This window comes from Pseudonocardia zijingensis (assembly GCF_042657305.1).
In the GTDB taxonomy this organism is placed as follows: Bacteria; Actinomycetota; Actinomycetes; order Mycobacteriales; family Pseudonocardiaceae; genus Pseudonocardia; species Pseudonocardia zijingensis.
The window spans coordinates 595453-613966 of sequence record NZ_JBHSKO010000001.1 but is presented as its reverse complement, the minus strand read 5'-3'; the positions used below and the strand labels follow the sequence as shown (position 1 = coordinate 613966).

The 18514-nt window shown below is 74.3% G+C and carries 24 protein-coding genes; 11 read left to right on the top strand and 13 right to left on the bottom strand.

The window, feature by feature from the left end; translation table 11 throughout:
- Nucleotides 1-81: 81 nt before the first annotated feature.
- A complete protein-coding gene (locus tag ACFPL3_RS03260) occupies nucleotides 82-1557 on the bottom strand; it encodes a sensor histidine kinase (protein ID WP_343943537.1) in 1476 nt (491 codons plus the stop codon).
- A 95-nt stretch (nucleotides 1558-1652) separates the two neighbouring features.
- Here ACFPL3_RS03260 and ACFPL3_RS03255 point away from each other — a divergent pair, with 95 nt between their 5' ends.
- Nucleotides 1653-1727, top strand: coding sequence for a 50S ribosomal protein bL37 (locus tag ACFPL3_RS03255; RefSeq protein WP_369805044.1), 75 nt, complete (start codon nucleotides 1653-1655; stop codon nucleotides 1725-1727).
- Between the two features lie 43 nt (nucleotides 1728-1770).
- Here the strand turns inward: ACFPL3_RS03255 and rsrA are convergent, their stop codons facing one another.
- The gene (gene rsrA / locus ACFPL3_RS03250; protein ID WP_343943536.1) at nucleotides 1771-2115 is read right to left on the bottom strand and encodes a mycothiol system anti-sigma-R factor; all 345 of its coding nucleotides are present in this window, start codon (nucleotides 2113-2115) and stop codon (nucleotides 1771-1773) included.
- A 70-nt stretch (nucleotides 2116-2185) separates the two neighbouring features.
- On the bottom strand, nucleotides 2186-2875 hold the full coding sequence (locus tag ACFPL3_RS03245; protein ID WP_343943535.1) for a sigma-70 family RNA polymerase sigma factor: 690 nt from the start codon (nucleotides 2873-2875) through the stop codon (nucleotides 2186-2188).
- 221 nt (nucleotides 2876-3096) lie between these two features.
- Here ACFPL3_RS03245 and ybaK point away from each other — a divergent pair, with 221 nt between their 5' ends.
- Entirely contained in the window at nucleotides 3097-3570 is a 474-nt protein-coding gene (gene ybaK / locus ACFPL3_RS03240; protein WP_343943534.1) for a Cys-tRNA(Pro) deacylase, read from the top strand.
- 41 nt (nucleotides 3571-3611) lie between these two features.
- Here ybaK and ACFPL3_RS03235 read toward each other — a convergent pair whose 3' ends face one another.
- Together ACFPL3_RS03235 and ACFPL3_RS03230 are read right to left on the bottom strand one after the other, a co-directional pair.
- The gene (locus ACFPL3_RS03235) at nucleotides 3612-4265 is read right to left on the bottom strand and encodes an alpha/beta hydrolase family protein (protein ID WP_343943533.1); all 654 of its coding nucleotides are present in this window, start codon (nucleotides 4263-4265) and stop codon (nucleotides 3612-3614) included.
- A 567-nt stretch (nucleotides 4266-4832) separates the two neighbouring features.
- Complete coding sequence (locus tag ACFPL3_RS03230; RefSeq protein WP_343943532.1) at nucleotides 4833-5627, bottom strand: SOS response-associated peptidase; 795 nt, start codon at nucleotides 5625-5627, stop codon at nucleotides 4833-4835.
- A 108-nt stretch (nucleotides 5628-5735) separates the two neighbouring features.
- Here ACFPL3_RS03230 and ACFPL3_RS03225 point away from each other — a divergent pair, with 108 nt between their 5' ends.
- Entirely contained in the window at nucleotides 5736-6071 is a 336-nt protein-coding gene (locus ACFPL3_RS03225; protein WP_343943531.1) for a hypothetical protein, read from the top strand.
- 3 nt (nucleotides 6072-6074) lie between these two features.
- Here the strand turns inward: ACFPL3_RS03225 and ACFPL3_RS03220 are convergent, their stop codons facing one another.
- Both ACFPL3_RS03220 and ACFPL3_RS03215 read right to left on the bottom strand, forming a co-directional pair.
- Nucleotides 6075-6914, bottom strand: coding sequence for a TIGR03619 family F420-dependent LLM class oxidoreductase (locus tag ACFPL3_RS03220; protein WP_343943530.1), 840 nt, complete (start codon nucleotides 6912-6914; stop codon nucleotides 6075-6077).
- Nucleotides 6915-6916: 2 nt separating this feature from the next.
- Entirely contained in the window at nucleotides 6917-7819 is a 903-nt protein-coding gene (locus ACFPL3_RS03215; RefSeq protein ID WP_379588365.1) for a zinc-binding dehydrogenase, read from the bottom strand.
- A 61-nt stretch (nucleotides 7820-7880) separates the two neighbouring features.
- Here ACFPL3_RS03215 and ACFPL3_RS03210 point away from each other — a divergent pair, with 61 nt between their 5' ends.
- From ACFPL3_RS03210 to ACFPL3_RS03195, 4 genes are read left to right on the top strand one after another with little or no spacing between them, the layout of a single operon-like run.
- Nucleotides 7881-8780 (top strand): LysR family transcriptional regulator, encoded by a 900-nt coding sequence (locus ACFPL3_RS03210; RefSeq protein WP_343943528.1) that lies wholly within the window; start codon nucleotides 7881-7883, stop codon nucleotides 8778-8780.
- A complete protein-coding gene (gene aroA, locus ACFPL3_RS03205) occupies nucleotides 8777-10045 on the top strand; it encodes a 3-phosphoshikimate 1-carboxyvinyltransferase (protein ID WP_343943527.1) in 1269 nt (422 codons plus the stop codon). The genes ACFPL3_RS03210 and aroA overlap by 4 nt, the downstream gene beginning before the upstream one ends.
- Nucleotides 10042-11040 (top strand): ribosome small subunit-dependent GTPase A, encoded by a 999-nt coding sequence (gene rsgA / locus ACFPL3_RS03200; protein ID WP_343943526.1) that lies wholly within the window; start codon nucleotides 10042-10044, stop codon nucleotides 11038-11040. The genes aroA and rsgA overlap by 4 nt, the downstream gene beginning before the upstream one ends.
- 60 nt (nucleotides 11041-11100) lie before the next feature.
- Complete coding sequence (locus ACFPL3_RS03195) at nucleotides 11101-11499, top strand: DUF1707 SHOCT-like domain-containing protein (RefSeq protein WP_343943525.1); 399 nt, start codon at nucleotides 11101-11103, stop codon at nucleotides 11497-11499.
- A gap of 4 nt (nucleotides 11500-11503) precedes the next feature.
- Here ACFPL3_RS03195 and ACFPL3_RS03190 read toward each other — a convergent pair whose 3' ends face one another.
- The 3 genes from ACFPL3_RS03190 to ACFPL3_RS03180 are packed head-to-tail and all read right to left on the bottom strand — an operon-like array spanning nucleotide 11504 to nucleotide 14152.
- Nucleotides 11504-12190, bottom strand: coding sequence for a hypothetical protein (locus ACFPL3_RS03190; protein WP_343943524.1), 687 nt, complete (start codon nucleotides 12188-12190; stop codon nucleotides 11504-11506).
- 37 nt (nucleotides 12191-12227) lie between these two features.
- Nucleotides 12228-12731 carry a DUF6912 family protein gene (locus ACFPL3_RS03185; RefSeq protein WP_343943523.1) on the bottom strand — a complete coding sequence of 168 codons (504 nt, stop codon included), beginning with the start codon at nucleotides 12729-12731 and terminating at the stop codon, nucleotides 12228-12230.
- An 11-nt stretch (nucleotides 12732-12742) separates the two neighbouring features.
- Nucleotides 12743-14152, bottom strand: coding sequence for a WS/DGAT/MGAT family O-acyltransferase (locus ACFPL3_RS03180; RefSeq protein WP_343943522.1), 1410 nt, complete (start codon nucleotides 14150-14152; stop codon nucleotides 12743-12745).
- 22 nt (nucleotides 14153-14174) lie between these two features.
- Here ACFPL3_RS03180 and ACFPL3_RS03175 point away from each other — a divergent pair, with 22 nt between their 5' ends.
- Complete coding sequence (locus ACFPL3_RS03175; protein ID WP_343943521.1) at nucleotides 14175-14945, top strand: TrmH family RNA methyltransferase; 771 nt, start codon at nucleotides 14175-14177, stop codon at nucleotides 14943-14945.
- 3 nt (nucleotides 14946-14948) lie between these two features.
- Here ACFPL3_RS03175 and ACFPL3_RS03170 read toward each other — a convergent pair whose 3' ends face one another.
- The gene (locus tag ACFPL3_RS03170) at nucleotides 14949-15242 is read right to left on the bottom strand and encodes a hypothetical protein (RefSeq protein ID WP_343943520.1); all 294 of its coding nucleotides are present in this window, start codon (nucleotides 15240-15242) and stop codon (nucleotides 14949-14951) included.
- A gap of 311 nt (nucleotides 15243-15553) precedes the next feature.
- On the opposite strand from ACFPL3_RS03170, the gene ACFPL3_RS03165 reads away from it, so the two are divergent.
- Together ACFPL3_RS03165 and ACFPL3_RS03160 are read left to right on the top strand one after the other, a co-directional pair.
- Nucleotides 15554-16774: an alpha-hydroxy acid oxidase gene (locus tag ACFPL3_RS03165; protein WP_343943519.1), complete on the top strand. Its 1221-nt coding sequence runs from the start codon at nucleotides 15554-15556 to the stop codon at nucleotides 16772-16774.
- A gap of 50 nt (nucleotides 16775-16824) precedes the next feature.
- Nucleotides 16825-17031, top strand: coding sequence for an antitoxin (locus ACFPL3_RS03160; protein ID WP_343943518.1), 207 nt, complete (start codon nucleotides 16825-16827; stop codon nucleotides 17029-17031).
- 68 nt (nucleotides 17032-17099) lie between these two features.
- On the opposite strand, the gene ACFPL3_RS03155 is transcribed toward ACFPL3_RS03160, so the two are convergent.
- Both ACFPL3_RS03155 and ACFPL3_RS03150 read right to left on the bottom strand, forming a co-directional pair.
- Nucleotides 17100-17477 (bottom strand): HAD-IA family hydrolase, encoded by a 378-nt coding sequence (locus tag ACFPL3_RS03155; protein ID WP_343943517.1) that lies wholly within the window; start codon nucleotides 17475-17477, stop codon nucleotides 17100-17102.
- A gap of 9 nt (nucleotides 17478-17486) precedes the next feature.
- Nucleotides 17487-17924: a MarR family winged helix-turn-helix transcriptional regulator gene (locus ACFPL3_RS03150; protein WP_343943516.1), complete on the bottom strand. Its 438-nt coding sequence runs from the start codon at nucleotides 17922-17924 to the stop codon at nucleotides 17487-17489.
- Nucleotides 17925-18023: 99 nt separating this feature from the next.
- Here ACFPL3_RS03150 and ACFPL3_RS03145 point away from each other — a divergent pair, with 99 nt between their 5' ends.
- Entirely contained in the window at nucleotides 18024-18479 is a 456-nt protein-coding gene (locus tag ACFPL3_RS03145; RefSeq protein ID WP_343943515.1) for an Rv3235 family protein, read from the top strand.
- The last annotated feature ends 35 nt before the right edge of the window (nucleotides 18480-18514 follow it).

Genomic DNA, 18514 nt, shown 5'->3' with positions numbered 1-18514 from the left:
GCACGCGGGGGCTGCTCCGGAGGGGCCGAGGGTCCGGGCGGCGCGACCACGCCCGCAGGACCACCAGCCTCGGGGTGAAGGTTAGCGCCCCCGCAACGAGAGCCTGATGACGGCCTCCGTTCCGCCCCCTGCACGGGGCCGCACCTCCAGCGCCGAACCGAGTTCCGAGTCGACGAGGGTGCGCACGATCTGCAGCCCGAGACCGGTGGAGCGCTCCAGGTCCATCCCCTCGGGAAGCCCGCGCCCGTCGTCCCCGACCACCACTTCGAGCTCGCCGTTCAACCGGTTGGCCGACACCACGACCTCGCCCGCCCGGCCCGGATCGAAGGCGTGGGCGAGCGCGTTGTGCACCAGCTCCGTGAGCACCAGGACGAGCGGCGTGGCCAGCGCGGCCGGCAGGGTGCCGAAGCTGCCCTCCCGGCGTACCTTCGCCCGCGACTCGGCCGTGGCGCCGTCACCGATGGCGGGGAGCACCTTGTCGACCAGCTCGTCGAGGTCCACCCGCTCGGCCACCGACACCGACAGCGCCTCGTGCACCAGCGCGATCGAGTTCACCCGCCGCACGCTCTCGGCCAGCGCGATCCGCGCCTCCGGGATGCCCGTGCGGCGCGCCTGCAGGCGCAGCAGGGCAGCCACCGTCTGCAGGTTGTTCTTGACCCGGTGGTGGATCTCCCGGATCGTGGCGTCCTTCGACAGCAGCGCCATGTCGCGGCGGCGCAGGTCGGTGACGTCCCGTACCAGCACCAGCGCGCCCGCCGCGTCGCCGCGCGGCCGCAGCGGGATCGAGCGGACCAGCATGACCGCACCCCGCGCGCGGACCTCCATCCGCAGCGAGTGCTTGCCGTCCAGCGCACCCTCGATCCGGTCGGCGACCTCGGCCGCGTCGAACGGGTCCTGCACCAGCTCCCGCATCGTGTCGGCGAGCACGACGCCCACGAGGTCGCTGGCGTGGCCCATGCGGTGGTAGGCCGAGAGGGCGTTGGGGCTCGCGTACGCCACCAGGCCGTGGGCGTCCAGCCGCACCAGGCCGTCGCCCGCGCGAGGGCTGCTGACGGCGCCCACGGCCTCCGCGCTGGGCGGGAACGTGCCGTCGGCCACCATCTGGCACAGGTCGGACGCGCTGCCCAGGTAGGCGATCTCGAGCGGGCTGGGCACCCGGGGCATCGCGAGGTTCGTGTCGCGGGACAGCACGGCGATCACCGAGCGGCCGTACCGCACCGGGATCGTCTCGCGCCGCACCGGCACCTCCAGGTGCCACCGCGGGTTCTCCTCGCGGCAGATGCGCCCCTCGACGACCGCACGCCTCAGCTGCGGGCTGTCCGAGGCGGTGATCCGCGCCCCGACCATGTCCTCGGGATGCGCGGTGGGTGCCGTGGTGGGCCGGGCCTGGGCGACGCACAGGAACTCCGCGCCGCCCGCGAGCGGGATCCACAACAGGAAGTCGGCGAACGACATGTCCGCCAGCAACTGCCACTCCGCGACGACGCGCTGGAGGTGCTCGACCGCATCACCGCGCATCTGCGTGTGCTCGGCGAGCAGCTCAGAAAGGGTCGACACCCGACGCCGCCTCCCGGTCCGTACTCGGCTCCATGAAACCACGTGGGAGGATCGGGGCAGCCACTGAACCCGCGGACCGCACGAGGAGGTCGAGCATGTCGAAGCGCGCACGCAAGCGTCGCGACCGCAACAAGAAGGGCGCGAACCACGGCAAGAAGCCCAACACCTGAGCCTCCGGCCGCGGGGGCGGCCTCCGGTCGTCCCCGCCGGCCGTCAGCCGCGCTGCTCGACCCGCGTGGTGCGCACCTCCACGGTGGTGGTGCGCGTGCCCTCCGGCCCCTCTTCCACCGTGACCTGGGCCTGCTCCAGCACCGCCACCCGGATCTGCTTGCGCAGGCGATCCTTCAGCCCGGCGGGGGCGTGCTCGCCGCCGCACTTCGTGGCGAGCAGCCGCTTCAGCTTCTCGTCGAGCCCGTACTCCGACAGGCACGGCTCGCACTCGTCCAGGTGCTGCGCGAGCAGCCGGCGCCGCGCGTCGTCGCACTCGTGGTCGAGGAACAGCCACACCTCGGCGAGCACCTCGGAGCAGTCGGTGTCGTGGTGGTTGCCGCAGCTCATCGCGTGGCCTCGCTCGGGCTGGGGCGACGCCACCCGGGGCGTCGCGCCGTCGACTCGCTCGCACGCTCGCTCATGAGGAGACCCCCTCCTCCTGCCGTCCCCGCAGGAAGCCACGGTCACGGGCGGTGTCGGTGAGCAGATCCCGCAGCTGCCGCCTGCCCCGGTGCAGCCGGGACATCACGGTGCCGATGGGGGTGCCCATGATGTCAGCGATCTCCTTGTAGGCGAAGCCCTCCACGTCGGCGAGGTACACCGCCATCCGGAAATCATCGGGGAGCTGCTGCAGGGCAGCCTTCACGTCGTTGTCCGGCAGCCGGTCCAACGCCTCCATCTCGGCCGACGGCAGCCCCAGCGAGGTGTGCTCACCGGCCTGGGCGATCTGCCAGTCGGTGATCTCCTCGGTGGGCGCCTGCACCGGCTGGCGCTGCCGCTTGCGGTAGCCGTTGATGTAGGTGTTGGTGAGGATCCGGTACAGCCACGCCTTCAGGTTCGTGCCCGCGCGGAACGTGCGGAACGCCGAGTAGGCCTTGAGGTAGGTCTCCTGGACGAGGTCCTCCGCGTCGGCGGGGTTGCGCGTCATCCGCAGCGCGGCGCCGTACAGCTGGTCGATCAGCGGCATGGCGTCACGCTCGAACCGCGCCGCCCGCTCCTCCGCGGTCTCGTCGGAGTCGCCGACCGGCTCGGCGGTTGCGCTCTCGTCGACCTCGTTGCCGTCGAGCCGGGTGTCGACGGCGTCGGCCGTTTGCTCGGTGCCGGGCACCGCGCTCCTCTCGCGCCGGGTCGCCCGCACGGCGACCTCGGGAACGGCCACCCCCACGGCGACCGCATGACGTCCCGAGGGTACGCCGCCCGGCCGGACCTGGCCCGATCGGCGCACCCGCCCGGGACGCCGACCGTCCATCACTGCCTGAGTCACGGCTGCCTCAACACCACGCCGTGCCAGGTGATTCCCGCCGCAACCGGTGTTCTAGGGTGCCGCACGTGGCAGGCAAGGGGACCCCGGCAACGGCGCTGCTGACGAAGCAACGGGTCACCCACCAGGTGCACACCTACGACCACGGCGCCGGTCAGGCCTACGGCCCCGAGGCCGCCGAGCGGCTGGGCCTGGACCCCGAGCGGGTGTTCAAGACGCTGGTCGCCGAGGTGGACGGGGCATTGACCGTCGGCGTCGTGCCCGTCTCGGCCACGCTCGACCTGAAGGCCCTCGCCGCCGCCGTCGGGGGCAAGCGCGCCCGCATGGCCGAGGTCGCCGCCGCCGAGCGCGCCACCGGCTACGTGGCGGGCGGCATCTCCCCGCTGGGCCAGCGCAAGCGCCTCCCCACCGTCGTCGACGAGTCGGCGCAGCGGTGGGACACGGTCTTCTGCAGCGGCGGGCGCCGGGGCCTGGAGATCGAGCTGGCCCCGGCGGAGCTGGTGCGCCTCTGCGGGGCGACGGTGGCGCCGATCGCGTCCTGAGCGGGGGCGCTCGGGCCCCGGGAAGTTCCGGAAAGCCACATTCAGGGCCGCTCCGGCCTTGAATGTGGCTTTCCTGAACCAGCCGGGAGGAGCTCCTCGAGCCATGTCGTGACCGCCGCCCGGAGGCCGGGCGCGTCGGACTTCAGGCTGTGGTCGCCGCGCAACAGCACCACGTCGCGGCCCGGTGCCGGCTCGGGTCGGCCGAACGGGTCGGTCTTCCCCTGCACCACGAGGATCGGGACGGTGGGCTGCACCAGCTCGGGCAGCCGGTCCTTCTCCGGCTTGCCCGGCGGGTGCACGGGGAACGCCAGGCACAGCACGCCCGCCGCACCCGCCTCGGTCGCCGTGCGGCAGGCCACTCGGGCGCCCGAACTGCGGCCACCGACCACCAGCGGCAGGTCGTCGCGAACGTGGTCGACCACGGCGAGCCACGCCGCGTCCAGCTGCGCCGCGGGCGCCGGGGCACGCCGGCCCGCCACCCGGTACGGCTGCTCCACCAGCACCACGTGCACGCCGAGGGCGAGCGCCGCGCCCGCGGCCACGAGCAGGTCGGGGGCGCTCACGCCGCCACCGGCGCCGTGGCCGAGCATCAACGTGCCCCGGGCCGGACCGTCGGCGGCACGCCGCGTGATGCGGGCCGGGCCGTGCGGCGTGGCGACCTCGGTGGTCTCACCTGCGGCGTCGGAGGACGGCATCCGACCAATTTATCGGCCGTCGAACGCTGCCCCCGAAGCGCTCATGGCCGGCCCGAGGAGCACCTCACGGCATTCCAGCGACGCTGGTGCGCGGCTCGGCACAGCCGGCTCGAGCCTTCGTGATGCCGCAGCTTCGCCGGGAGCACGAGCCGCACCGGATTGTCACAGTGTCGACCGGGAGGTACTGCTCAGACCGATCAACCGGCCCGAGAAGTACCTCGCGGTCGTCCCGACACCCCCAGCGTGCGCCTCGTGGCGCACTCCGGACGCCGCCGGCGTACTGATCGGCAAGTCGACGCCAGAACGGGCGTACTCACCACGGGAATGCGCCAACTCGGCGATCAAGGTGAGATGGTCGCTAGATGATCTTCAGGAGCGACCACTTCGCCTTGACCGCCGCGAGAGTGGCCGTTTCGCCCTGATCGCCGCGCAACCCAGGCCTCCCGGGGAGTCAGCCTCCTGGTGGCGCCGCGCGCCAGGTCAGGCAGGCCCTGGCCTGCCCGTAGGGGCCGCACGATGCGCGGCGCCACCAGGAGACCAGTGCCGATCAGCCGGCCGGGGCGCGGCCTACTTCGGGTTCGGCCCCGCCAGCAGGTCGAGCTGGATCGGCTCCCGCACCTCCTCCTCCGGGAGCGCCTCGAGCAGCTGCGGGCCGTTGTTGCGCACGCTGTTGACCAGCGGTGACACCGGCCGCAGCTCCAGCCGCTCGATCAGGTCGGGCGAGGGCGGCGTGACGAGGGAGGTGACCGCGTCGTCGTCGGCACGGCGGTCGGGGTCGAGCCACGCGTCCCACGCCGAGGGCGGCAGCACCAGCGGCATCCGGTCGTGGACCTGGGTGAGGGGGCCGACGGCCTCCGTGGTGAGCACGGTGGCGGTGACCAGGCCGTCCGGGTACTCGTTGTCGGGGTCGTCCTTGGGCTTCCAGTACTCCCACAGCCCCGCGAAGGCCAGCGAGCTGCCGTCGGCGTAGTGCGTGTAGTAGGGCTGCTTGTGCTCGGGACCCCGTTGCCATTCGAACCAGCCGTCGGCGGGGATCAGGCAGCGGCGGGAGTTGAACGCCCGGCGGAACGCGGGCTTCGTGGCCACCGACTCGGACCGGGCGTTGATCATGCGGGCGCCGCCCTTCGGGTCCTTCGCCCAGTACGGCACCAGCCCCCAGCGCACCATCCGCAGCGTGCGCTCGGTGCGGTCCGGGTCGGGGGTGCCCTCGGCGTCGCGCGGATGCCGCTCGACCACCGTGATGATCTGCTTGGTGGGCGCGACGTTGTAGTCGGCCTGCGCCGCGCCGTCGGTGGCGTCGACGGCCCGGAACTCGTCGGCGAGGTCCGCGGGAGCCTTGATCGAGGCGTATCGACCGCACATGCCACCATCGTGCCCGCATCCCGGCGGCATGGCCCACCTGGGCGTCGTTCCGACACGGCCGGGGGTGAATGCACGGCCGTCCACGGGATCGGCGGCTACCATCCGCCCGTGCCCGATCCTTCCGACCGCGACCTCGAAGCCCGGGTGCGCGATCTCGAGGACGAGGTCCTGCGGCTGAAGGACAGCGTCGAGGGCGCCCGCGCCGACGCCGCAGCCGCCCGCATGCTCGCCGGAGGGGCCGACCGCGACGTGTCGGACCTGAAGACGCTGCTGCACGCCCACGCGAAGTCCCTCACCGCGCTCCGCGAGACCCAACTGGGCAACCAGGAGGAGATCCGGACGCTCCGCGCGGAGATGCAGCGCGGCTTCGGGACGGTGCAGTCCGGGATCGCGCAGATCGTCGACGCCCTCCCCCGGCAGCGCGGGGAGGACCAGCCGGGCTGACCGTCACCGGGCCAGCTGCGCGTGCCGTTCCAGGAACCGGGCGATGTCGTCCGGGTCCTCCAGCGGGAGCGGGTAGACGACGAGGCGGTCGACGCCGAGCTGGGCGAACCGGTCGGCGGTGGCCTGGTCGACGGGGCCGAGCTGAATCGCGGTGATCTCCAGGCGGCCCAGCCGGTCGGGCCGTTCGACCTCGCCCGACACGCGCTCGATGCCTGCGAGGTTCGCGGCGATCACGTCCGGGGTGCCGACACCGAACCAGCCGTGGGCGCGGGTGAGCGCGCGCCGGAACGCCGCACGGCTGTGCCCGCCCACGACGATCCGCGGGCCGCCCTCCTGGACCGGCCGCGGGTGGGCGTCGACGTCGGCGAACCGCACGTACCGCCCGTCCATCCGCGGGCGCTCGGCGGTCCACAGCTGGACCATCGCGTCGATGTACTCGTCGGTGCGCCGGCCGCGGTCGGCGAACGGCACGCCGACGGCGGCCATCTCCGGTTCCAGGTAGCCGGCGCCGACGCCGAGCAGCAGGCGCCCTCCGCTCAGCACGTCCAGGCTCGCCGCCTGCTTCGCGAGGACGAGCGGGTTGCGCTGCGGGAGGATCACGATCCCGGTGCCGAGCTCGATGCGGCGGGTCAGGGCGGCGACGTAGGTCAGGTGCACGAGCGGGTCGAGGATCGGGTCCCGCGGGTCCATCGGGGTGCCCGGGGTGCGCGGGCTGGGCAGCACCACGTGGTCCCCCACCCACCAGGACGTGTAACCGAGGTCCTCCGCGAGCCCGGCGAGCCGCGCGGTCACCGCCGGCGCGAGCGCCGCCTTCGCGTTCAACCCGTTCACACCCAGCTGCATTCTCAACTCCCGATCTCCATGACGGCCTTGCCGGCGATCCGCCGCTCGCGCAGGTCCCGCGTCAGCTCGGCGAACCGCTCCCACGGCTCGCGCCTGGCGACCTGCGGCTGGAGCACGCCCCGCGCCACCAGGTCGAGCAGCACCGCGATGTCCGGCCCGAGTCCCTGCCCGACGACGAAGGCCTCGATCCGACGCCCGTTCGGGCCGTGCCTGCGCTCCTCCTCGAAGTCGACCGTGGTCGGCCGCCCGCTCGCCTGCCCCACGCTGAGCGCGAGCCCGTCCTCGGCCAGCAGCCCGTACGCCTGCCCGAGCAGCGGGCCGCCGACGTTCTCGATCACGCCGTCGACCGGCTCACCGACCTCACCCAGGTCGGTCACCACCTCTCGGCCACCGATCTCGGCCAGCCCGGCGGTGCGGGCGGCACACGCGACGACGTGGGCCCCGGCCAGCGCCGCCAGCTGCACCGCGAACCGCCCCACACCGCCTGACGCGCCCGTCACCAGCACCCGCCGTCCGAGCAGCGGGCCGAGCCGGCGCACCGCACGCAGCGCGGTGACGCCGGCCGCGGGGAGCGCCGCGGCGACGGCCAGGTCGATCCCCTCCGGCACGACGGCGGCGTCGGCGACGGGGGCCGCGCGGCGCTGCGCCCACGCCCCGCCCATGGCGAACGTGACGACCCTGCTCCCGGCGGCCGGATCGGTGCCGTCCGCCGCCGGGGCGCGCACGATCCCCGCCGCGTCGACGCCGGGTACGCCGCCGGGCGCGAGGTTGCGCTCCCGGTAGACGACGTCGAGGAAGTTGACCGACGCCGCGCGCACCTCGAGCAGAAGTTCGTGGGGTGCAGGTTCGGGGTCGGGGACGTCGGCGAGCCGCAGGCCCGCGGGGTCGTGGACGATCGCGCGCATGGCGCCAGCCTGCTGCGCCCGCGGGCACCCGGTCCAAGACCGGCTGGAATAACCTCTGGTTGTGGACGTGCGCGTGCAGGACCTGCGTTACTTCCTCGCCGTCGCCGAGGAGCTGAGCTTCACGCGGGCCGCGCAGCGCCTGTTCGTCTCCCAGCCCGGGCTCTCCAAGCAGATCCGCCGGCTGGAGGCGCAGTTGCGCGCCGAGCTGTTCAGCCGCGGCAACGGCGCCGTGGGGCTCACCGCGGCCGGTGCGGCGTTCCTGCCGAGGGCGCGCGCACTCGTGGCCGAATGGGAGGCCGCCGCCGAGGACGTGCGGTTGGCCGCTCGCACGCTCACCATCGGCTTCCACTCCCGCATCGGCCGTGGCCTCGTCCCCACCATCACCGCGACGATGCAGCAGCGGTTGCCCGGGTGGCAGCTGCAGTTCCGGCAGGTCTCGTGGGCCGACCCGGCCGTCGGCCTGACGGCGGGCACGGTCGACGTGGCCCTCGCGTGGCTGCCCGTGCCGTCCGGCCTCGCGGCCCGCCGGATCGCCACCGAGGACCGGTCCGTGGCCCTCCCGGCCGGGCACCGGCTGGCCGCGCGATCGAGCGTGCGGTTCGCGGAGATCGCCGACGAGCCGTTCGTCGCGCTCCCGGCCTCGGCCGGTCCGATGCGCGACTTCTGGCTCGCCGTGGACCACCGCACCGCACCGCCGACGATCGCGGCCGAGGCCACCACGCCCGACGAGGCGTACGAGATCGTCGCCGCGGGTGAGGGCGTCCTCCTGCAGCCGTCCGGAAGCTGTTGGATCCACCAGCGCGAGGACGTCGTGCACCGCCGGGTCCCGGACCTGGGGCCGGCTGAGCTGGCCGTGGTGTGGCGCACCGGCGACCGCAGGCAGGCCGTGCAGGTCGTCACCGACGCGTGTTTCCACTGCGCGAACCCGCCGCAGGCGGCATGCGGAATCATGTCGGGGTGACCACAGCCTGGGCCGCCCCGCTCGCCGCCTCGCCCGTCCGTGGCCGGGTGAGCGTGCCGGGCTCGAAGTCCGTCACCAACCGCGCCCTGCTGCTCGCCGCGCTGTCCGGCGGCCGGGCCGCCGTTTCCGGGGCACCGGCGTCCCGGGACACCGCGCTGATGGTCGGTGCGCTGCGCTCCCTCGGTGTGCCGGTCGAGGTCGACGGCGAGCGGGTGGAGTTCCCGGGCCACCACGGGTTGCGCGGCGGCGGGAGCGTCGACTGCGGGCTCGCGGGCACCGTGATGCGGTTCGTGCCGCCCGCCGCGGCGCTGGCCGACGGCCCGGTCACCTTCGACGGCGATCCACGCGCCCGCGAACGCCCGATGGGCACCGTGCTGGACGCGCTGCGCGCGCTGGGGGCCCGCATCGACGGCGAGGCATTGCCGTTCGTCCTGCACGGCAGCGGCGGGCTGGCCGGCGGCGACGTCGTGATCGACGCCTCCGCGTCGTCCCAGTTCGTCTCCGGGCTGCTGCTCTCCGGCGCCCGCTACGACAAGGGCGTCACCGTCCACCACGACGGGAAGCCGGTGCCGTCGTTGCCGCACATCGACATGACGGTGGCGATGCTGCGCGAGGCCGGGGTCGAGGTCGACGACGCGGAGCCGAACACGTGGCGGGTGGCCCCGGGTCCGATCGCGGCGCGCGAGTGGGCCGTGGAGCCGGACCTGTCGAACGCGGCGGTGTTCCTCGCGGCCGCGGCCGTCACCGGGGGCGAGGTCACCGTGGCGGGCTGGCCCGCAGGCTCCACCCAGCCGGGCCGGGAGATCCTCTCCGTGCTGGAGCAGGCGGGCTGCGCGGTCACCGCGGGGCCGGACGGGATGACCGTGCGCGGGCCTGCCGAGCTCGCCGGCGTGGACGTCGACCTGCACGACGCGAGCGAGCTGACGCCCACGGTGGCCGCCGTGGCCGCGCTGGCCGCCGGGCCGTCGCGCATCCGCGGCGTCGCCCACATCCGCGGCCACGAGACCGACCGGCTCGCCGCCCTCGCCACCGAGCTCACCGCCCTCGGCGGCGACGTCACGGAGACCCCCGACGGCCTGGAGATCCGGCCCGCACCGCTCACCGGCCGCGCCGACCGCCCGTGGGGCGCCTACGCCGACCACCGGATGGCCACGGCGGGCGCGCTCATCGGCCTCGTCGTGCCCGGCGTCGCCGTCGACGACATCGGCTGCACGGACAAGACGATCCCCGATTTCCCGGCCCGCTGGGCGGCCCTGCTGGCGTGAGCCCTCGCGAGTACGACGAGTCCGACGTCCGGGTCCGGCCCGGGCGCCGGGGATCCCGGCCGCGCAGCAAGCGCCGCCCCGACCACGCCGACGCCGCCGAGGCGATGGTCATCGCGGTTGACCGCGGGCGCTGGACCTGCGCGCTCGGCGGCGACGCCGCCCGGCCGCCCGTGGTCGCGATGCGCGCCCGGGAGCTCGGCCGCACCCCCGTGGTGGTCGGCGACCGCGTCCGGCTCGTCGGAGACCTGTCGGGCACCGTGGACACGCTCGCGCGGATCGTGCGGGTGGAGGAGCGGCGCACCGTGTTGCGCCGCACCGCCGATGACACCGACCCGTACGAGCGGGTGGTCGTGGCGAACGCCGAGCAGCTCGTGATCGTCACGGCGGTCGCGGATCCCCAGCCGCGCACCGGCTTCGTGGACCGCTGCCTGGTGGCGGCGTACGCCGGCGGGCTCGCGCCGATCCTGTGCCTGACGAAGGCCGACCTCGGTGATCCCGAGGTCTTCGCCGCGCAGTACCGCGACCTGGACCTCCCCGTGCTCGTCACCCGGCGCGACCGCGAACCGACGGCGCTCGCCGAGGTGCTGGGCGGCCGGGTGTCGGCGCTCGTCGGGCACTCGGGGGTGGGCAAGTCGACGCTGGTCAACCGGCTCGTGCCGGACGCGGAGCGTGCGGTCGGCACCGTGTCGGCCGTCGGCAAGGGTCGCCACACCACCACCGCGGCCATCGCGCTGCCACTGCCCGAGGAGCTCGGGGGTGGGTGGGTGGTGGACACCCCGGGGATCCGCTCGTTCGGGCTCGCCCACGTCACCCCGGACGACGTGCCCGCCGCCTTCGACGACCTCGCGGACGCGATCGAGGACTGCCCCCGCGGCTGCGGCCACCTCGGCCCGCCTGCCGACCCGGAGTGCGCCCTCGACGCGCTCGTCGAGGAGGGACGGCTGCGGCCCGCCCGGCTCGCCGCACTGCGCCGCGTCCTCGTTGCCCTGCGCTGAGGCGCGCGCGGGTGGCAGACTTGCGGGTGGAGCAAGCCGCCGGAGCGCAGCGGAGGCAACGTGACGGATGAGGGGGCGTCGCCACTGCGCATCGGCCACGCGGAGCGCACGGCGGCGCAGAAGGCGCTCGACGAACACCTCGCCGAGGGGCGGTTGACCGTCGAGGAGTACGCCGACCGATCGGCGGCCGCCGCGAACGCCGTGGTGGCCTCGGATCTCGCCGCCCTCTTCACCGATCTGCCGCAGCCGCACCCGGAGCTCCCCGGCACGGCTCCGCTGCCCGCGACCGCACCGTCGGGCGCGGTGGGGCGCCGCACGGGCGCGCTGAACCTCGGCGGTGGGGTGGTGCTGCTCGCCGTGGCCGTCGCGGTCGGGCTGTTCCTCGTCACCCGGGCCGGACCGGTGTTCCTGCTGATCCCCCTGGTCGCCGTGGTGGTCTGGTTCGCGCAGCGCGAGTGACCCGTCAGCTCCCGCGTTCGTCCTGGAACACGGGGAGCCCGCCCTCGTAGAGGCGCACCTCGTAGACGTCGGTGACGCTCTTCGGTTCGCGTGTGTAGCAGCGGTAGGGGGTGCTGCGGTAGCCGGCGCCGAGGCCGGGGCTGTCGTCGAGTGGGAAGAGGTCGGCGCCGCCCGGGATCGTGTCGCAGCGCAGTGCCGCCCCGTCCGCGCGCTGCTCCGCGGCGAAGACCCAGAACTCGTGGTGCAGCCGCTGCTGGCTGAGCAGCCTCGCCCTGCGCTCGAACCGGTACTCGCACGACCGGCTGGTGATGAGGTCCCGGCAGCTCCCGTGGTCGACGCCCATGGTGATCCGCTCGTCGCCGACGGGGATGGTGCAGCTCAGGAGCGCCTCGTCACAGCCGCCGTCGACCGCGGGCAGGCAGGCGGAGACCGCCACCTGCACGCGTGCCGCACGCTCGATCTGCGCTCTGCGATCCGTCTTCTGGTCCGGCGTCAGGTCGGGGATTCCCGAGGCCTCGCACCCGGCCGCCGTGTACCCGGCCGCCGTGTCGAGGACCTCCTGCGTGGTGGCCGGGTCGTAGGCAGGCGGCGGGTCGTAGCGGGAGAACGAGATCCCGGCCCAGACGAGGGCACCGGCGGCCAGGACGAGCGCCACCACGCACCCCGGCCGGGCTCGGAGCGGACGCGTCACGGCCGGGACGATAACCGGTCGATCTTGCGCGTCGGCCTCAGCCCTCGACGAGGTACGCGACCTCCGACGGGTCGTACCAGGCCAGGTCGTGGTCCTCCGCCTCGCCGACGAGGAACTCGGCGTCGAGGTCGCCGAGATCGGCGGCGTCGACGGCACCCGCGGCCTCGCGCACGGCGTACTCGGCCTCCTCCGTGTCGACGTGCACCGCGGCGATCGCCTCGAACGGCACCGCGCCCGTGATGCGGACGGCCCCGTCGTCGAGGTCGGGTCGCAGGGTGACGTCGTCGAGGTCGGCGGCCACCACCACGCGACGGGCCGGAGTGGAGTCCTCGCCGAGCCCGAACTCGACGGACAGCAGCCGCAGCGAGGCGCGCGCCGCGTGGCTCAGCGCCGCGTACTCGAGCTCCTCGTCGTCGCCGCTGGTGTAGGCCTCGCGGAGGCCGGGGGTGAGGGCGAACGCGGTGCCGCCGATGGGGTCGAGCACCCCGGTCTTGACCAGCGTCCGCAACATCGGCCAGGTGGCCGGCACGTAGATGCGCATGTCCGTCGTCCCTACGCGACCGTGGCCGTGAGCTCGTCGAGCGACTCGGTGACCATCCCGGCGAGCACGTCGAGGTCGTGCATGGCGTCGCGGTCCCCGTTGAACCCGTAGTAGACCCCGCCGTCGTAGGACGTGAGACCGATCGCGAGGGCCTGACCCTTGGCGAGCGGGACGACGGGGAACATCTCGAGCATGGGGGCACCTGCGGCGTAGAGCGGGAACTGCGGTCCCGGCACGTTCGTCACCACCAAGTTGAAGATCCGCTTCGAGAACCCGCTGGCAGCACGGGCCCCCAGGGCGTGCAGCGTAGGCGGCGCGAACCCGCCGATCCGGACCAGGGTGTCGGCTCCCACCGACTGCCCGTTCGACGTGTGCTCGCGCATCGCGTGCGCGACCTGGTGCAGGCGGACCACCGGGCTCGGTTCCCCGACCGGCAGGTCCACCAGGAACGACGTTACCCGGTTGCCGAGCGACCCCGCGGTGGCCGAGCTGGGCACGTCGGCCTCGCCGCGCACCGACAGCGGCACCATCGCCCGCACCGTGGACGACGACGTGACCGGCTCCCCGCGGGAGAGCAACCAGCTGCGCAGCGCGCCCGCGACCACACCGAGCACGACGTCGTTCACCGTGCACCCGTGGGCCGCGCGCACGCGGCGGTAGTCCTCCAGCTCGGCCCGGGCCACCGCGAACCGGCGCTGGGTGGAGATGTCGACGTTCAGCGGGGTGCCCGGGGCGGGCCTGCTGGCCGTCCACGCCATGGAGAACAGCTTGCCCGCCGCGCCCGCGACCTTGTTGACGGTGGCCAGCGCGTCGCCCGCGGCCACCCGCACGTTGTCGACGATCTCCCCCGGCCGTGCGACGGCCTCCGCCACCGCGCCGACCACCAGCTCCGCGCCCGACGGTTCCGGCCGGGGCATCCACAGCTCCTCGGGCACCGCGCGCGGCTCCGGCGAGACGTCGAGGATGACCTGGCCGATGTCGATCGCGCTGATGCCGTCGACCATGGCCTGGTGGGTCTTGGTGACCACCGCGACCCGGCTCTGCTCCAGCCCCTCCACCAGGTACATCTCCCAGAGCGGGCGGGTGTGGTCGAGCGGGCGCGACATCAGGCGCGCGACGAGCTCGGTGAGCTGCTCCTCCGACCCCGGGCGGGGCAGGGCGGAGCGGCGGACGTGGTAGGCGATGTCGAAGTCGGGGTCGTCGATCCACACCGGGCGCGCGAGGTTGCCCGGCACGTAGCGCACCTTCTGCCGGTAGCGCGGCACGAGCGCGATGCGCTGCTCGACGAGGTCGACGAGCCGCTCGTAGTCGAACCCCGAGCGCGGCCTGCGGAACACCGACACCGCGCCGACGTGCATCGGTGTGGTGGGCTGCTCCAGGTACAAGAAGGACGCATCGAGGGCCGAGAGCCTGGGCGGCATCCTCCGATCGTAGGCTCGAACGGTGGCGGGCGAGCGGTCTCCGAAGGACACCTTCATCACGGTGTACGGCCGCAAACCCGTGCTCGAGGCGCTCGACGACCCGGCACTGCGGGTCGACAAGGTGGTGCTGGCCGAGGGGGCGCGCGGCGAGCCGGTGCGCGCGATCCTCGACGCCGCCCGCGGCCGGGGCGTGCCGGTGCAGCGGGCCACGGCGCACCGCGTGAAGGTGCTCGCCGGCAACGGGCGCCACGACCAGGGCGTGCTCGCCGACGTGGTGGCGCCGCGGATGGCACCCGTCGCCGAGTTCACGGCGGCGCTGCGGCCGGGTGCGCCCGCCGCGGTGCTGGTGCTCGACCGGCTCACCAACCCCGCCAACGTCGGGATGATCCTGCGCAGCGCCACCGCGGCGGGCCTGGACGGCGTGCTGCTGGCCCGGCGCGGGTTGCCCACGATCGACCCGCTGGTCGTGAAGGCGTCGGCGGGGATCGCGTTCCGGGCGCCGGTGCTGCGCGCCGCCACCGTCGAGGACGGGTGCAGCGCGCTGGCCGAGGCGGGGTTCGCCCTGTACGGCCTGGACGCCCGGGGCAACTCGCTGCCCGCCGCCGACCTGCCCGAACGCGTCGCGCTCGTGCTCGGCAACGAGACGGACGGGCTCTCGAGCTCCGTGCGGCCGCTGCTCGACGGCCTGCTCGCCATCCCCATGCACGGCGATGTGGAGTCGCTGGGCGTGGCGAGCGCGGGTGCCGTCGCCGCCTTCGAGCTGTCGCGCCGCCGCCACGCCCCGCGAACGTGAGCGCTATCCGCCCGCGGCTGCGCCGCGCAGCCGGTGCACCATCACGATGCTGCGACGCAGCCGGAGAACGCAGGCGGCGAGGGCGACGGGCGCGTCGAACCACACGGCGTTGCGACGCAGCGGCAGGTACTCCCCGGTGATCACCACGTCGGGGTAGGAGGCGACGACCTCGAGCTGCCGGGGCTCCCTCCCGAGCCCGGGCGAGAGCTCCCGCCCGCCCGCGAGGGCCACCCGCTTCATGAACACGTGCAGCGCCCACATCGCGACCGCCAGAGCCGTGACGCACCCCGCCGCCACGACGACGGAGATCCACCACGGCGTTGCGCGGTAGTGGAACGGGTCGACCTGGTGCAGCAGGTACGCCGCGCCGCCGAGTGCGGTCGCGAAGCCCAGAGCGCAGATCGGCCAGTACCACCGCAGCGCGCGGGGACGCTTCGGTGCGCAGGTCCAAGCGCTCGGCCCGCTCCCTACGCCGAGCGGCGATCTGCGAGGGCGTCAGCTCCGGCTTCCCCGTGGCGTCGGTCCGGACCCCGTACGCGGCCGGCACCGCGCGGTGCCGGACTCCTGTGCCCCTCACCCGGTTGGGGTGGCGAGCTTAGGCTGGCGGCATGGTCCAGCGTCGCCTCCCCCGCCCGTCCGAACTGCGCTCGCTGCTGCGGCCCGCCCCGTTCGTTTGGGACGGGGACCAGCGACGGCTGCGGCGCGCGGCGAGCATCGCCGACCTTCGGGCCATCGCACGGAGGCGCACGCCGCGGGCGGTCTTCGACTACGTCGACGGCGCCGCTGACGGGGAGCACTCGCTGCGCCGCGCCCGCGCCGCGTACGCGCGGGCCGAGTTCACGCCCACGGTGCTGCGCGACGTCTCCGAGGTGGACACGAGCCGCGAGATCCTCGGCCGGCGGGCCGGGCTGCCGTTCGCGTTCGCCCCCACCGGCTTCACCCGGATGATGCACCACACCGGGGAGCCCGCGGTCGCGTCCGTGGCGCAGCAGTTCGACATCCCGTACGCGCTCTCGACGATGGGCACCACCACGATCGAGGAGGTCGCGGCGACCGCGCCGCAGGCCCGCAAGTGGTTCCAGCTCTACCTCTGGCGCGACCGCGCACCGGCCAAGGACCTCGTGCAGCGGGCAGCCGCCGCCGGGTACGACACGCTCCTGCTCACCGTCGACACCCCGGTCGGCGGTGCGCGGCTGCGCGACATCCGCAACGGGCTGACGATCCCGCCCGCGCTAACGTTGCGCACGTTCGTGGACGGCGCGCTGCACCCGAACTGGTGGTTCAACCTGCTCACCACGGAGCCGCTGCGGTTCTCCAGCCTCGAGTCGAGCTACGGGTCGGTCGAGGACATGATCAACAACGTCTTCGACCCGGCCCTGACCATGGACGACGTCGCCTGGCTGCGGGAGGCCTGGGCCGGCAAGCTGGTGATCAAGGGCATCCAGAGCGTCGATGACGCCGTGCGCGTGGTCGACGCCGGGGCCGACGCCGTGCTGCTGTCCAACCACGGCGGGCGCCAGCTCGACCGGGCACCCGTGCCGCTCGAGCTCGTCGAACCCACGGTGCAGGCCCTCGGCGACCGGGCCGAGGTGCTCGTGGACACCGGCATCACGAACGGCGCCGACGTCCTCGCCGCCGTGGCGCTCGGCGCCCGCGCCGCGCTCGTGGGCCGCGCCTACCTGTACGGGCTGATGGCCGGCGGGCGGCTCGGCGTCGAGAAGGCCGTCGCGATCCTGGCCGCCGAGATCGTGCGAACCCTGCAGCTCATCGGCGTGAACAGCGTGGACGAGCTGCGCCCTTCGCACGTACGCATACGCACGAACGGGTGAGCAATCCTGCGGGGTCCCGGGATCAGGTCCATGGTGCAGGGATGGGTTTCATGGACAAGGCCAAGGACATGCTCAACCAGCACGACGACAAGGTCGACCAGGGGATCGACAAAGCAGGTGATGCGGCCAAGCAGCGCTTCGCCGGCCACGACGAACACATCGACCAGGGAGCCGACAAGCTGCAGGAGATGACGGGCGGCGGCGACACCACCCGCCCGCCGGAGGAGGAGCAGCCCCCTCCGCCCCCTCCGCAGTGACCCTTCCCTGACCCCACACCGCGGCGAGGCGGCCCACCCGGTTCGCGCCGGGGGCCGCCCCGCCGCCTTCACGTCTCGAGCTCGAAGAGCGCCACCAGTTCGTCGATCGTGACCGCCTCGTCCTCGTGGTGCACGACCACCGCGCCCGCCGCACGGGCGCCGCGCACGTTGCGCAGCTGGTCGTCCACCACGACGCAGTCGGTGACCGGGACGCCGAGCCGGGCCGCCACCTGGCGGTACAGGTCCGGGTCCGGCTTCCGGACACCCAACGTGGAACCCAGCACGACGAGGTCGAACGCCGGCGCGTACGACTCCGGGACGGCATCGGCGTCGGTGACGAGCGCTGTCGGTGTGCCGCCCGCGCGCACCCGCCGGACCAGCTCGAACAGCCGCGGCCCGTCGGTGAGCACGCCCGCGTAGTCCATCACCAGCGCTCCCAGTGCCACGCGGGGACGCTACGGCAGGGCCCGCTCGACCGCGTCGAGCAGGTGGATCAGGTGCGCGCGGATCACCGGAGCCTCGCCCGCGGCCGGTTGCGGGAGCGCGGCCACCGCGGCCGCGACGCCCGCCGCGGCGACCGCGTGCCGCTGCCGGCCCCGCTCGGTGATCGAGATCCGCACGACCCTCCGGTCGCGGCCGTCCCGCACGCGGGTCAGCGCGCCCTCCGCCTCGAGAGCGTCGAGGACCGGCGTGAGCGTGGCCGGCGCGAGCCGGAGGTGCCCGGCGAGGTCGCGGTGCGACACGTCGTCGCGGTCGGCGAGCGCCGCCAGCACGTCCAGCGCGGTGGCGCTCAGCCCGTGGGCGGCGGCCGCCTGCCGCACCACGCGCTGCAGTGCCAGGCCGGCGCGCACGACCAGCCGGTCGAGCGGCTCCGGGGCGGGTGCTGGGGGCACGGCCCGACGGTACGGCCGGGACGATCAGGGCACGTACCGTACGGCTCCGAAGCAACTCGTTCGGCCCTGCGATCGACTCCGGGCGCCGAGCATCGAACCGTGACCACCACGCTGCCCGCGCCCACCACCCGAACCCGGCCACGGCTGCGTCCCGTGCGCTATGAGCCGCTCCCCGGGCAGGCTCCCGCCCGAGCCGCGCCGGCCACCCCACCACGGCCCGACCGGCTCACCAGCGGCGCGCGCGAGTTCGTCGAGGCCCACCGCGCCGCCACCCGCATCCTGCGCCTCGCCCTCGAGGTGTTCGACGGGCGGCGCGCAGCGGTGCAGCTCGCGGCGCACTTCACGCCTCGCGCCATGCGCTACTGGCGGGCGGCCACCGGTCAGCGCACCACCCGCACCCGCACCCGGCACGGCCGGATCCGGCTGTGCCTGCCCCGGCCCGGCGCGGCCGAGGTGGCGGCCACGTGCCAGGTCGACGGCGCGGTGCGCGCCCTCGCCGCGCGCTTCGAGCGCGAGGACGGCCGGTGGCGCTGCACCGCGGTGCGGCTCATCTGAATGCGACGAGGCACCGCGGCGCCGCGGGAGATCGC